The 13,777-nt window shown below is 69.7% G+C and carries 13 protein-coding genes; 6 read left to right on the top strand and 7 right to left on the bottom strand.

Annotated features, from left to right (window positions below; all coding sequences use genetic code 11):
* Together IEY88_RS09920 and manB are read right to left on the bottom strand one after the other, a co-directional pair.
* Positions 1-882: a DNA-3-methyladenine glycosylase family protein gene (locus IEY88_RS09920; protein WP_189154307.1), complete on the bottom strand. Its 882-nt coding sequence runs from the start codon at positions 880-882 to the stop codon at positions 1-3.
* The gene (manB, locus tag IEY88_RS09925) at positions 875-1,942 is read right to left on the bottom strand and encodes a mannose-1-phosphate guanylyltransferase (RefSeq protein WP_229693218.1); all 1,068 of its coding nucleotides are present in this window, start codon (positions 1,940-1,942) and stop codon (positions 875-877) included. The genes IEY88_RS09920 and manB overlap by 8 nt, the downstream gene beginning before the upstream one ends.
* Positions 1,943-2,043: 101 nt before the next feature.
* Here manB and IEY88_RS09930 point away from each other — a divergent pair, with 101 nt between their 5' ends.
* A complete protein-coding gene (locus tag IEY88_RS09930) occupies positions 2,044-2,430 on the top strand; it encodes a hypothetical protein (protein ID WP_189154309.1) in 387 nt (128 codons plus the stop codon).
* A gap of 494 nt (positions 2,431-2,924) precedes the next feature.
* Here IEY88_RS09930 and IEY88_RS09935 read toward each other — a convergent pair whose 3' ends face one another.
* The 3 genes from IEY88_RS09935 to IEY88_RS09945 all read right to left on the bottom strand — a co-directional run bounded on the left by IEY88_RS09935 (position 2,925) and on the right by IEY88_RS09945 (position 6,050).
* Positions 2,925-3,779, bottom strand: a complete 855-nt coding sequence (locus tag IEY88_RS09935; RefSeq protein WP_189154310.1) for a glycosyltransferase family 2 protein — start codon at positions 3,777-3,779, stop codon at positions 2,925-2,927.
* Positions 3,780-3,870: 91 nt separating this feature from the next.
* Complete coding sequence (locus IEY88_RS09940; protein WP_189154550.1) at positions 3,871-4,998, bottom strand: glycosyltransferase family 4 protein; 1,128 nt, start codon at positions 4,996-4,998, stop codon at positions 3,871-3,873.
* A 68-nt stretch (positions 4,999-5,066) separates the two neighbouring features.
* Positions 5,067-6,050 carry a glycosyltransferase family 4 protein gene (locus tag IEY88_RS09945; protein ID WP_189154311.1) on the bottom strand — a complete coding sequence of 328 codons (984 nt, stop codon included), beginning with the start codon at positions 6,048-6,050 and terminating at the stop codon, positions 5,067-5,069.
* 20 nt (positions 6,051-6,070) lie between these two features.
* Here IEY88_RS09945 and IEY88_RS09950 point away from each other — a divergent pair, with 20 nt between their 5' ends.
* From IEY88_RS09950 to IEY88_RS09970, 5 genes are read left to right on the top strand one after another with little or no spacing between them, the layout of a single operon-like run.
* A complete protein-coding gene (locus tag IEY88_RS09950; RefSeq protein ID WP_229693219.1) occupies positions 6,071-6,973 on the top strand; it encodes a glycosyltransferase family 2 protein in 903 nt (300 codons plus the stop codon).
* Positions 6,970-7,488, top strand: a complete 519-nt coding sequence (locus tag IEY88_RS09955) for a hypothetical protein (protein WP_189154312.1) — start codon at positions 6,970-6,972, stop codon at positions 7,486-7,488. Before IEY88_RS09950 ends, IEY88_RS09955 begins: the two co-directional genes overlap by 4 nt.
* A complete protein-coding gene (locus tag IEY88_RS09960; RefSeq protein WP_189154313.1) occupies positions 7,485-8,036 on the top strand; it encodes a hypothetical protein in 552 nt (183 codons plus the stop codon). The genes IEY88_RS09955 and IEY88_RS09960 overlap by 4 nt, the downstream gene beginning before the upstream one ends.
* Before the next feature lie 3 nt (positions 8,037-8,039).
* Positions 8,040-10,526, top strand: coding sequence for a glycosyltransferase (locus IEY88_RS09965; protein ID WP_229693220.1), 2,487 nt, complete (start codon positions 8,040-8,042; stop codon positions 10,524-10,526).
* Positions 10,527-11,618, top strand: a complete 1,092-nt coding sequence (locus tag IEY88_RS09970; RefSeq protein WP_189154314.1) for a glycosyltransferase family 4 protein — start codon at positions 10,527-10,529, stop codon at positions 11,616-11,618. It begins immediately after the preceding gene.
* 237 nt (positions 11,619-11,855) lie between these two features.
* On the opposite strand, the gene rfbD is transcribed toward IEY88_RS09970, so the two are convergent.
* Complete coding sequence (rfbD, locus tag IEY88_RS09975) at positions 11,856-12,704, bottom strand: dTDP-4-dehydrorhamnose reductase (RefSeq protein ID WP_229693221.1); 849 nt, start codon at positions 12,702-12,704, stop codon at positions 11,856-11,858.
* 5 nt (positions 12,705-12,709) lie between these two features.
* Positions 12,710-13,696: a dTDP-glucose 4,6-dehydratase gene (gene rfbB, locus IEY88_RS09980; protein WP_189154316.1), complete on the bottom strand. Its 987-nt coding sequence runs from the start codon at positions 13,694-13,696 to the stop codon at positions 12,710-12,712.
* Between the last annotated feature and the right edge of the window lie 81 nt (positions 13,697-13,777).

Genomic DNA, 13,777 nt, shown 5'->3' on the forward strand with positions numbered 1-13,777 from the left:
CTAGAACCTCCGGTAGTCGCGCGGCGAGAACCTCGGGGCTCGTCGCGGCCGTCGCATGCCCGCCGCCACCAGGTACATGACGGCACGGTGGCGTTGCGGCTGGTAGGGCGCCAGCAGTTCCATCATGGCGTCGTCGTCACCTGGTTTTCCGGTCAACGCCCAGGTGACGTTCTTGGCGACGTGGTAGTCGCCGACGCTCACCGCGTCCGGGTCGCCCCAGGCCCGTTGCGCGACCTCGGCCGACGTCCAGACGCCGACGCCGGGCACCTTCTCCAGCAGCTCGCGGCTGCGCGTCTCGGCGGCCTTCTCCAGCCGGTGCGCGACCTGCGCGACGTTGATCAGCGTCCTCCTGCGGGCCCCGTCGAGCCCGCACTGGTGCCACTCCCAGTCCTGCAGGCCCAGCAATCGTTGCGGCGTCGGGGGAACCTTGAGCGGCTTCGGTCCGGGAGCGCTCTCACCGAACCTGCGCCCGAGCTCGCGCCACGTCCGGAAGGCCTCCACGCCGGTGACCTTCTGCTCCAGGATCGAGGCGAACAGCAGGTCCCAGACGCGGTTCGTGGCGCCGAGCCGCAGCCCCGGCCGTTGCATGCGCGCCTCGGCGATGATCGGGTGGTGGGCGACGAACTCGTCCACCGTGTCGTCCGCGCCGAGGAGGGCGGGCAGACCGTCGAGCAGCCACGGCCCGCCCTCACCCCAGGCTTCCGCCAGCACCTCACCGTTCGTCCTGGTGATGTGCACCGTGCCGGGTCCGCACGGCGTGTTCGCCGCGAACCAGACGCCGCCCTCCGCGCTGAAGGACGGATCGCCGGGTCCGCGGCGCAGCCTGCCGAGCACCGCGCCCAGGTCGAGTGGGAACGGTGGAGTCCAAGCTCTGCTAGGCATCCGTCGAGAAGCGCACCCCGGCCTCGGGCAACACCACGCCCGGCCAGACCCGCGCTCCACCGATCAACTCACACCGCGCACCGATCACCGCGGAGTCACCTACTACGGCGTCCCTGAGGACAGCACCGGCCTGCACGAGCGCACCGGCACCCACGATCGAACGCTCGACCACGGCACCTTCACCGACAACGGCCCCGTCGAACAGGATCGCGCCATCGAGCACGGCTCCGTCCGCAACCGTGCAGTTCGCACCGACCGTGCTGCCACCTCGGAGCGTGGCACCCTCGTGCACCGCGGAGTTGTCGAGCACCAGGTAGTCACCGGGCTGTGCAACTGCCGCAGACGGCGCAACGCCGCGCACGAGGTCCGCGGACCCCTGCACGAACGCCTCGGGCTTGCCGAGGTCCAGCCAGTACGTGGCGTCCACGTGCCCCTGCAACCTCTTCCCGGCCTCGAGCAGCCCGGGGAACGTCTCCCGCTCGACCGACACCGGCCGTCCGGCGGGAATCGCGTCGATCACCTCGCGCCGGAACACGTAACAACCGGCGTTGATCTGGTCCGTGGGCGGGTTCTCGGTCTTCTCCAGGAACGCCTGGACGCGCCCCTCGTCGTCCGTGGGCACACACCCGAACGCACGTGGGTCCTCCACCTTCACCAGGTGCAGCGTCACGTCCGCCTCGTGCTTGCGGTGCGTCTCAACGATCCCCGTCAGGTCGACTCCCGACAGGATGTCGCCGTTGAAGACCATCACGTCCCCCTCACGCAGCTTGTCCGCCACGTTGCGAATCGCCCCGGCCGTGTCCAGCGGCACCTCCTCGACCACGTACTCGAGCTCCAGCCCGAGCCGTGATCCGTCCCCGAAGTACTCCTCGAACACCTCGGCCTTGTAACTCGTACCCAGCACCACGTGCGTGATGCCGGCCTCCTTGATCCGCGACAGCAGGTGCGTCAAAAATGGCACCCCCGCGGTAGGGAGCATGGGCTTGGGAGCGGACAGGGTCAGCGGGCGAAGACGGGTGCCCTTGCCCCCGACCAGCACCACAGCTTCGACGCCGTGCACCTTTTTCCTCCTCCGCGTTACAGCGAGCCGTTCGACGGAATACTCTGACACGAAGCAGATCGTCATATGGGATCTGGTCCCGGCAAGGAGCTAAATCCGACATGGACCCCCGCGACCGGGCCGACGCCATGCTCGCCCGCGCCCGCGCACGTGGGCGGAACATCGTGACGCCGGACAACATGACGTCCCCGATGGACTCCTCGGACACGCAACGCGTCCCTCGTTCGCTGGTCAACGCGGTGGACCCACGCCGAGACCCGGACTCGACCATGATCTTGCAGCCCGCCCAGATGGGCCACCACCAGCCCCCGCGCCCACCGCAACAGGCACCGCACCACCCCCCGCAGACGCAGCCGATGCCCCAGCAACAGCACCCGGCAGATGACGCGGAAATCACGCAGGTGGTCCGCCCGGGCCTGATCCCGACGGTCTCGAATCACCAGCAATCCCGCAACTCGCTGACGCAACGGCTGAGCGGCGACATGTGACCCCCGGCGCACCGCGCAGGCAGGCTGACGCAGGGGTCCCCCGTAGATTTCGGTCCCCCGCGACCCAAGATAGCGATGAGGTCTGACACTCCCGCGACGTCAAGGAACCGCCTGCTCGCACGCGATGCCGAAGGCGAGCCGTCAGAGCACGCAGCCACGGCAAGCCCCGCCCACACGCGATGCCGCAGGCGAGCCGTCCTTACCAAACACACTGGGTGGGGTGGCTTCGTCACGAGTCGTGCCATAGCTCTTGCTGCATCAGGGAAGGGGTGTCAACCCGACACGCTTTTCGTCGGGTTGACACCCCTTCCCTGATGTGGCCCGCTCTTGGCTCGACTCGTGACGAAGCCACCCCACCAACGCAACCAAACCAAGCAACGCGCCTCCGCCCAAAGCAACAGGCGTGCCATCTACCTACGCGGGGCGTGGACCCCGGCTTTGGATCAGATTGGCGGGGTCTGGGGCGGAGCCCCAGGGTCTTCAGCCAAGCAGCATCACCGAGAAGAACGAGTGAGAATCTTCACCCGCAACCCCAACCCAACCCTCAACGCCACCCGAAACGGCGCCCACAAAACCCCAGCATGCCGATCAGCCATGTACCGATAAGCACTCCGATGATGCTCCCGCAACATCCGATCCGAAGACCGAGCAGTCGAGTGCCCCCCGATGTGCACAACTTCAGCCTCAGGCACGTAAACGTTCAACCACCCAGCAGCACCAACACGTTCCCCGAGGTCAACATCCTCGAAGTACATGAAGTACCGCTCATCGAACCCGCCGACGGAGTCGAAAGCCTCACGCCGCATCAAAAAACAGGACCCGGACAACCACCCGGCAACCCGCTCGACAGGCGCCTTCTCCTGCCGATAGGCCCGAGTCCAGGGATTCGACTTCCACACAGCCCCGAACAACGCATGCCCGACCCCACGCCCAAACGACGGCAACAGCCGAGCAGACGGGTAGACCTCCCCGGAGGGCTCCCGGATCAACGGCCCAAACATCCCACCCCGAGGCCACCGCTCAGCAGCAGCGATCAACGCGTCCACACTCCCGGGCGCGAACTCGATGTCAGGGTTGGAAATCAACACCCACCCGACATCGGGCCCCAACGCCGCAACCCCACGATTGGCCCCACCGCCATAACCGAGATTCCCACCAGTGGGCAGAAAAGTGACGTGCGAACGGGAGCCGGCAACAGCCTCCGGCACCCCGTCGGTGGACCCGTTGTCGGCGAGGATCACCTGCACCGAACGGGAGGTGGCCTTGTCGAGGGTGTCCACAAAGGGAGCCAGCGTCTCGCCCGGCGAGTACGTGACCGTCACGACACCAAGTCCGTCGCCGTAGTTCACGCGCGACACAGTAGCGCCGCGCGAGTCGACACCAGCGCACCGCACCGGGTCAGCGCACAGGGGTCAGCGCATAGGGGTCAGCGCATAGGGGTCAGCGCCGGCGACGCACCACCATCGCCCGCTCGTACGCCAGCCGGTGGCGATCAGCGCTGACGGCCCAGGAGAAGTCCTTGGCCCGCTGCTGCCCGGAAGCCGCGAGCGAAGCCCGCCGCGCCGGATCGTCCAGCAGGTCCCCGATGGCGGCGGCGATGTCCCCGGCCCCGACGCCGCAGTACGCGACGGCCTCGCCCCCGACCTCCGGCAACGACAGCCGCCGGGTGGTGAGCACGCAGGCCCCGCAGGCCATGGCCTCCAGCACCGGAAGCCCGAACCCCTCGCCCAGCGACGGGTAGGCGACGAGCTCGGCCCCTCCCAGGAACCCGGCCAGCTGCTCGAACGGCAGGTACCCGGCCCGGATCACGCGGATCCGGTGCGGCACGGCGTCCAGGGCGCGCTCGACCTGGCTGTCCCAGCCCGGCTGGCCGGCCAGCACCAAGGCCGGTGGCGAAGCACGGCCCACCATCGCCTGGGCGAAGCCGCGGATCAGCGCGGGAACGTTCTTGCGCGGCTCCAGAGCCCCCAGGAACGCCACGTAGGGCTCGTCGCCCAGTTGCAACGTCCGGCGCACGGACAGGACCTCGTCCGGTGACGGCGGGTGGAAGCGTTCGGTGTCCACGCCGTGCTGGGCGATGTGCAGGACGCGGCGGTCTGCGGCGGCCACGCGGACCAGTTCGTCGGCTGTCGCCTGGGACGGCACGACGCACAGGTCCGCGCGTCTCAGAGACGCTCGGGTCCAGGCCCGGAAGAAGCGGGCCTTCACCGACGAGTGCAGCACCGGGTCGGTGAAGAACGTGGCGTCGTGCAGCGTCACGACCGAGGCGGCCTTGCCGGCCAGCGGGAGTGTGTAGTGCGGGGAGTGGACCACGTCCACGCCGAGGGTGCGGATCAGGCGCGGCAGCGTCGTCTGTTCCCAGGCCAGGCGGGCTGTTCGAGTGGCCACGGCGTCAGCGGCGCGGATCACGCGGGCATTGGGCGCGATCTTGGTGAACAGCTCCTCGTCACGCGGCTGGCACACGACGGAGAGAGTGGCGCCGTCCGCGTCCAGTGCCGCGACGAGCGAATCCACGTATCGGCCGACACCACCACGGTCTGCGGGGATCGCGGTGGCGTCGATCAGCACGCTGGGTTCGGCAGTGGGCACGATCAGCTAGCGTAATGTCAGTTGCGAAAGCGTTTAGCGGGAACGCACTAATCTGGTTGTCCAGTGTGAACGCGCCAGACACCCTGCGCCGTCTTTTCCCAGGTGAACTCACTCGCGCGGGTGATCCCGGCCTCGACCGTGTGATGAGGATCCGCCAGAACGGCCCGCAGACCTTCCGTCAACGAGGCCAGATCGCCACGCCGGACGACGGTTCCGGCGCCTCCCGCGACCTCCACCAGCGCCGGGTCGTCGGAGTGCACGACGGGCACCCCCGCCGCCATCGCCTCCAGCACCGGCAGCCCGAAACCCTCCGCCAGGCTGGGCGCGGCGAGCACGGTGGCACCGGCCAGCACGGAGGCGAGCCGCGCGTCCGAGACCCTGCCGAGCAACGTCACGTGCGGTGCGCTCAGGTCGACGCCGCCCCAGCCCTGCGGGCCGACGACGACCAACGGCACCCGAAGCCGTTCAGTGGCGCGCACGAGCAGTTCGAAACCCTTGCGCGGCTCCACGGTGCCGACCGCGAGCACGTACGTGGACGGCAGGTCGTCCGCCCGCGGACCGGCCAGCCGCGTCACGCCGTTGGGCACGACGTGGACCGGAACGGACACCCGCACGCGCTCCGCCAACTGAGACGCGACAGCGGAAGTCGGCACCACCAGAGCGCGCGCCTCACGTGCGGCACGCTCGATCACCTTGCGGTGCCAGGCCACTCCTCGCGGCGTCAGCGTCTCCGGGTGCGTCCACGGCACGACGTCGTGCACGGTGACGACGGCGCCCGGCAACGGCGCGAGCGGCGTCGGGGCGTGCACGTGCGGGCCGAGCTTCGGTGGCAGGCCGCGCTCCCACAGCGCCACCAGCACCCGGCGCGGCACCCTGATCACGCGATCGGCGCGCGAGGTCGCCGCAGAGGTCACGGACCAGCCGTCGGGGGCGCTCTTCCCCAACGCCTCGAGCAGCTCCGCCGTGTACCGGCCGGTCCCGCCGGGGACCGGGGCGTTGAGTTGCTCGGTCAGCACTACCAGCTCGGGCACGTCGCGTACCGTCTCACGCCGTGTCGGCAGTCAGCACCGTGGTGGTCGTGACGTGGCGAGGCCGTGACCACATCACGGCGTGCCTGGACGCCCTCAAGGCCCAGAAGAGTCCACATAGGACGATCATCGTCGACAACGCGTCCGACGACGGCACAGCCGAGCTGATCAGCGGGCACGAGGTCGTGCGGCTGCCGAGGAACCGCGGCTACGCGGGCGGGCTCGCCGCCGTTCTCGGCATGGTCGACACCCCGTACGTCGCGTGGCTCAACGACGACGCGGCGCCGGACCCGTCGTGGCTCGCCGAGCTGGAGAGCGCTCTCGACGGCGACCCCGGCGCGGCCGCCGCCACCTCGTCGATCCTGCTCACGGACGGCTCGACGCAGTCGGTCGGCGTGGCGCTGACGGCGGACGGCCACGGCAAGGACGTCGTGCTCGCCGGACGCGAGGTGTTCGGGTTCTGCGGCGGCGCGGCACTGCTCAGGACCGAGGAGCTCAAAGCCGTGGGCGGCGTCCCGGCGAGCTTCTTCTGCTACTACGAGGACACCGACACGGCCTGGCGGCTGCGGCTGGCCGGCCACCGGGTGATCTCCGTCGGACCGGCCAAGGTGCGCCACAGGCACGGCGCCAGCACCCGTCCCGGCTCGACGCTCTTCCACCGCTGGAACGAACGCAACCGCCTGCTGATGCTGCTGCGCTGCGCCCCCGCCTCCACGGCGTTCACGCAGCTCGCCCGGTTCGGGGCGATCACGGCGCTGCTGCCGTTGCGCGGGAACGTCCCGGACGCCGCCAACTTCCGGTTCGGACTGCGCGCGAAGGTCCTGGGCGAGGTGCTGCTCAGGCTCCCCGCGACCCTCGTCCAGCGGCTCAGAGTGAAAACCGCGGTTTCGCGCAGGACCGTCTGGCAGGACTGGGCCGGCCGGTGAAAGCACCCTGGCTGTTGATCCTCGGCGGCCTGGCCGCCCTCGCGCTCGGCGTCGGCGTGAGCATCACGCTGACCTACGGGCTGGTGTTCGTCGGACTGCTCGGCGGCCTCGCGTACGCACTGGGCGTCAGCGGCCTCTCCCAGCGCAAGTGGGTCGCGCTGCCCGCGTTCGCCCTAGGGCTCCTGGCGCCGTTCGTGCTGATCTTCGGCCTGCACAGCGTGCTCCTGCAACGCGGCGGGCAGGTCGAGCACTGCACGGTCACCTCGAAAGAAGAGCACCCGTTCACCAAGTACCCCGGCGTCGACTACGTGCTGGCCTGCCCCAGCGGCGAGGTCGAGCTGGACCGCGACTGGAACGACCGGCTGAAGACCGGCCAGGCCGACGTCCTGACAGGTCCGCCGCTGCTGCCGGACTGGGCGGACAGCACCCGATGGAACCTCCTCCTGGTCACAAGCGTCCCCGGAGCGATGACACTCCTCGTTCCGGTCGCCTGGCTGCTCAGGAAGCAGCCGTGACGCGGCCAGCACCACTCATCGTGATCGGGCTCGCCGCCGTCGCCGCCGCGGTCGTGCTGGGTGCCGTGGTGCCCGAGCAGTACGAGCTCGCGGTCCTCGTGCCGGCCTGCCTGCTGTCGCTCGCGTTCGCGTGGGGCGTCGGCAAGCTCGGGCCGGCGTGGCTCGTGCTGCCCGCGTTCATGGTCGTGATCCCCGGCACGGCGGTGCTGGTCGGCGACGGCCACCGCGCGCTGATGGACATCCTCGGCACGCCCCAGACGTGCGTGATCACCAGCGTCGAGGACGTGCCGGGGCCGGACAACCCGATGTTCGCGCATCACGTCACCTGCCCCGACGGCGCACAGCTGCGGATCGTCGTGCGAGGTGAGCAGGACAAGAAGGTGCGACCCGGACCGGCGACCGTCCTGCGGCACCCGCTGATGCGGCCGCTGCTCGCCGACCGCAACGACTGGTCGGGCGAGTGGGTCTTCGGCGTGCCCGTCGCCGTCGTGTTGCTCCTGATCTGTGCAACCACACTGCGGGCGCGCAGAGTGATGAGGCAGGCTTAGCGCGTGGATCGAGCCTCGCTGCCCGTCGTGTCCGTCGTCGTCGTCAACTACCGCGGCGCGGAGGACACCGTGACCTGCGTGCGCGGGCTGGCCGAGGTCGACTACCCGGCAGAGCTGCTCCAGGTGATCGTCGTCGACAACGAGGCGCACGACACCGCACGGCTGAAGGCGGAGCTGCCCGGCGTCGAGATCATCACCTCCGAGAAGAACCTCGGTTTCGCGGGCGGCTGCAACCTCGGTGTCGAGCACGCCACGGGCGGGGTGCTCGCGTTCCTCAACAACGACGCGCGGGCCGACCGGAACTGGATCAAGGCCGCGATCAGGGTCTTCCACACCGAACCCGCGGTCGCCTCGGTCGCGAGCAAGGTCCTCGACTGGGACGGCGAGAAGATCGACTTCGTCGACGGCGGGCTGACCTGGTTCGGCATGGGCTACAAGCGGCACGCGGGGCAGGCCGACGACGGCAGCCACGACGGCCCGAAGGACGTGCTGTTCGGCACCGGCAGCGCGATGTTCGTGCGCACCGAGGTCTACAAGCAGCTCGGCGGGTTCGACGAACGGTTCTTCATGTTCTACGAGGACGTCGACCTGGGCTGGCGGCTGAACCTGCGCGGCTGGCGGGTCCGCTACGAACCGGCGTCGCTCACGTTCCACCGCCACCACGCGTCGATGAGCTCGATCGACCACAGCCGCGAGCTGTACCTGCTGGAGCGCAACGCGCTCATGTCGCTGTACAAGAACTTCTCCGACGAGACGCTCGCGAAGGTGCTGCCGGCCGCGCTCGCGTTGTGCGTCCGCAGGGCCACCGCGCGCGGGGAGATCGACCCCACCCAGCTGGAGATCACCCGCCGCCCGGCCGACCCCGCCCAGGACCGCGAGCCCGTCGGGATGTCCCGCCAGGCGCTCGCCGGGTTCCTCGCGATCGACCAGTTCGTCGAGGCGATGCCGTCGCTGGCCGAGTCGCGCAAGAAGGAACAGGCCGCGCGCCGGATGTCGGACGTCGACCTGGTTCCGTTGATGCGCAAGGCCTTGGAGCCCGCGTATCCCCTGCCTCGCTACCTCGCCGCGCACGACATCCTCGTGGACGTGCTCGGCATCGACGACGTGTTCGGCAAGCCGCGCAAGATCCTGGTGATCACCGGTGACGCGATCTCCGACCGGATGGCCGGTCCCGCGATCCGCGCCTGGCACATGGCGGACGTGCTGTCCGGCGAGCACCAGGTCCGCCTGGTCACGACGAACCCGCTGTGCGCGCCGCCCGACGCCCCGTTCGGCGTCGAGCGCGCCCGGCCGAAGGAGCTGCCGCCGCACGTCGCGTGGGCGGACGTGGTCGTGCTGCAGGGCCACGCGCTGGAGATGGTCGGCGAGCTGAAGAAGCAGTCGTCGACCAAGATCGTGGTCTGCGACATGTACGACCCGATGCACCTGGAACTGCTGGAACAGGGCAAGGACAAGGCGGACGACAAGCGCGCCCTCGACCTCGCCGCCGTCACCAAGGTGCTGAACACGCAGCTCGAACGCGGCGACTTCTTCCTGTGCGCCTCGGAACGGCAGCGGCACTTCTGGCTGGGCCACCTGGCCGCGCTGGGCCGGCTCACGCCGACGTTGTACGACAACGACCCGACGACGGCATCACTGCTCGGGATCGTCCCCTTCGGACTGTCGGGCAAGCCGCCGCAGCGCACCGGCCCGGCGATCAAGGGTGTCGTGCCGGGCGTCACGGACGCCGACAAGGTCGTGATCTGGGCCGGTGGCGTCTACAGCTGGTTCGACCCGCTGTCGCTGATCGAGGCGATGGGCCACCTGAGCAAGCGGCAGCCGTCCGCGAAGCTGTACTTCCTCGGCATGAAGCACCCGAACCCCGAGGTCCCGGACATGGACATCGCCGGCCAGACGCGGGCGCTGTCCGCACAGTTGGGGCTGACCGGCGAGACCGTGTTCTTCAACGACGGGTGGGTGCCCTACACCGAGCGGCAGAACTGGCTGCTCGACGCGAACTGCGGTGTCACCACGCACTACGAGCACGTGGAGACCACGTTCGCGTTCCGCACGCGGGTGCTCGACTACCTGTGGGCGGGTCTGCCGATCGTCACCACGTCCGGCGACTCGTTCGCGGACCTGGTGCTGCGGGAGGGTTTGGGCGTCGTCGTGCCACCGGAGGACCCGGAGGCGCTGGCCGACGCGTTGGAGAAGGTGCTCTACGACGAGGAGTTCGCGGCCGCGTGCCGTGAGCGCATCGCCGTCGTACGCGAACGGTTCACCTGGGAGACGGCACTCGCGCCGCTGGCCGAGTTCTGCCGCAACCCCAGGCCCGCCGCGGACCGTCTGCCCGGCTCGGCCCCCATGGTGCGCACACCGGGGCTGACGACGGCGGACAAGGTGAAGCGGGACCTGCTGCTGGTGCGCGAGTACCTGGACGCGGGTGGCCCGACCGAGTTGGCCAAGCGGGCGTCGGGGCGCCTGCGCAAGATCGCGCGTGGTGGCAGGTAAATGGCGAGATCCCCGAAACCCCTGAAGGTGCTGCTCGACGGCACCCCCCTGCTCGGACATCGCACCGGCATCGGCCGCTACACAGCGGCGCTGGCCGAGGAGCTGGCGTCGATGGCGGACGACGTCGACGTGCGGGCGGTGGCGTTCACGTTGCGCGGCTGGCGCGCATTGCGGACGGTGCTGCCGCACGACGTGACGGCGCGCGGACTGCCCGTCGCGGCACGGGCGTTGCGCCAGATGTGGCTGAGCGCCCCGTTCCCGCCGGTGGAGATGCTGGCCGGGTTCACCGACGTCATGCACGCCACGAACTTCGTGCTGCCGCCGACCATTCGGGCCGGGAAGGTCGTCACGATCCACGACCTGGCGTTCCTGGACTCACCGGGCGACCTGCCGCCGTCCGACCGCAGGCTGCCGGAGCTCGTCCGGCTGTCGGCCCAGCGCGCGGACGTGATCTGCACGCCGACCGCGGCCGTGGCTTCCGTTGTGGCGGACCGGTTCTCCGTGCCGCTGGAGAAGATCAAGGTGACGCCGCTGGGCGTCGACCCGGCGTGGTTCGCGTCGAGGCCGCCGTCGGCCACGTTGCGCGGACGCCTCGGGCTGGGCTCGGAGTACCTGCTGTTCGTGGGCGCCGACGGGCCGCGCAAGGGCCTGGAGTACCTGGTCAAGGCGCACGCTTCCGATCCGTCGCTGCCGCCGCTCGTGATCGTCGGGCCCGGCCGGTCCGGTGTGGACGGCCGGGTGCTGCGGACCGGGTACCTGCCGGACGTGCACCTGCGGTCCGTCGTGGCGGGCGCCACGGCGCTGGTGCTGCCGTCGCGTGACGAGGGTTTCGGGCTTCCGGTGCTGGAGGCGTTGGCCTGCAACGTACCGGTGGTGTGCTCGGACGTGCCCGCGTTGCGCGAGGTCGCCGGCGGGCACGCGTTGCACGTGCCGGTCGGGGACGTCGAGGCGCTCGCGGACGGGCTGGCCCGGGCCGTGGCCGCGCCGACCACGCCCGAGGCGCAGAGCGAACGGCGGGCGTACGCGTCCGGGTTCACCTGGCGGCGGTGCGCGGAGAAGACGGTCGAGGCCTACCGGCTCAGCAGGGCCTGAGGATCTTCGTCGCGGGGCGTCAGAAAACCTGACGCCCCAACGACCTCACCGAGAGTGCGGCCTCGGCGAACGCTTGTCGAGCTGGCTCATCGACACCTGCCGCGAGCCCGTGACAACGGCGACGCACTTCAGGAAGCGCTGCCGATCGGAATCCTCTGTCGCGGGACGCTGAGGCGTGCGCCCGGAATCGAACATGCCGAAAAGGGTGCCGCACTTGGAACTGGCGTGCCAGACCGGTCACTCCAATGGCGCAGCACCGGTACGGGGAGCTACCACCCCTGCCGCGAACGCCGCCGAAAGGGCGCTGCGCCACTGCGGCAAAGGACGTAGTCCCGCCTTTGCCCACGACGCGCCTGACAGCACCGAGTAGGCGGGCCGCGGGGCCGGGCGCGGGAAGTCCGCCGTCGTGCACGGTCGCACACGTGCCGGATCTGCGCCGAGTTCCTCGAAAATGGCCTGTGCGAAGCGGAACCACGTGGTCTCGCCACCGCCGGTCGCGTGCAGCAGCCGCGTTTCCGGCAGCACCGAGACCAGTTCCAGCAACCCCGCGGCGAGGTCGTGCGACCACGTCGGCGCACCGGCCTGGTCGTCCACAACGGACAGCGTCGGCCGCGAGGATTCCAGTGCCGCCATGGTCTTCACGAAGTTCGAGCCGTTCACGCCGTACACCCACGAGGTGCGCACGACGTAACCGCCCGCCTCCAGCACGCGGCGTTCGCCTTCGAGCTTCGTGCGGCCGTAGGCGGACTTCGGACCGACCGGGTCCGTCGTCTCGTACGGCCGGTCCGCGTCGCCCGAGAACACGTAGTCCGTGGAGACCTGGATCATCGGGATGCCGACCGACGCACAGGCCTCGGCCAGCCGGCCGGGACCGACGGCGTTGACCGCGAACGCGCGTTCCTCGTCGGTCTCGGCCGCGTCGACGGCGGTGTACGCGGCGCAGTTGATCACCGCGGCGGCGCCGGCCAGGTCAGCGGCCGTCACCTTCGTCACGTCCAGCTCGGCGGAGGACGCCGCGCGCACGTCGGTGGACAGGGCGGCGAGGTCGTGGCCGAGCTGGCCACGACCTCCGGGAACGAGGATCAACTCTCTCAGCCCTTCGCCAGCGCGGCGCGTTCCTTGAGCGGCTCCCACCAGGCGCGGTTCTCCCGGTACCACTCGACGGTGTCGGCGAGACCGACGGCGAAGTCGACCTGCGGCGCGTAGCCCAGTTCGGAGGCGATCTTGGAGATGTCGACCGAGTAGCGGCGGTCGTGGCCCTTGCGGTCCTGCACCGGCTCGACGGCCGACCAGTCGCGGCCCGTCGCCTCCAGCAGCTTCTCGGTGAGCTCGCGGTTGGTGAGCTCGGTGCCGCCGCCGATGTTGTAGATCTCACCCGGCCGGCCGCCCTCGGCGACGAGCTGGATGCCGCGGCAGTGGTCGGCCACGTGCAGCCAGTCGCGCACGTTCAGGCCGTCGCCGTAGAGAGGCACGTTGCCGCCGTCGATCAAATTGGTGACGAAGAGCGGAATCACCTTTTCAGGGAACTGGTACGGCCCGTAATTGTTCGAGCACCGTGTGATGCTCACGGGCAGTCCGTGGGTGCGGTGGAACGCGCGCGCGAGCAGATCCGAGGAGGCCTTGGAGGCCGAGTACGGCGAGTTCGGTTCGAGGATGTGCGTCTCGGTCCAGGAGCCGTCCTCGATCGAGCCGTAGACCTCGTCCGTCGAGACGTGGACGAACTTGCCCACGCCCGCGTTCAGGGCGCCCTGGAGCAGCGTCTGCGTGCCCAGGACGTTCGTGAGCACGAAGTCCGCGGAGCCGGTGATGGACCGGTCCACGTGCGACTCGGCCGCGAAGTGGACGACCACGTCGATGCCGCGCATCTGCTCGGCGACCACCGCGGCGTCGCAGATGTCGCCCTGGACGAACTCGAACTTGCCCGCGACCGGCGCGAGGTTGGTCTCGCTGCCCGCGTAGGTGAGCTTGTCGAGCACCACCACTTCGGCACCGGCGAACGCCGGGTAGGACCCGCTCACCAACTCCCGCACGTAGTGCGAGCCGATGAAACCGGCCCCACCTGTCACCAGTACACGCATGCCATTTCCTCCCGTGGTGTGCTTCGGCAGCAGTCTGTCAGCTACATAATCGCTGCAACCCACAGCAACGTCACGTCGTGT

It is taken from the genome of Lentzea pudingi (assembly GCF_014646255.1).
GTDB lineage: Bacteria > Actinomycetota > Actinomycetes > Mycobacteriales > Pseudonocardiaceae > Lentzea > Lentzea pudingi.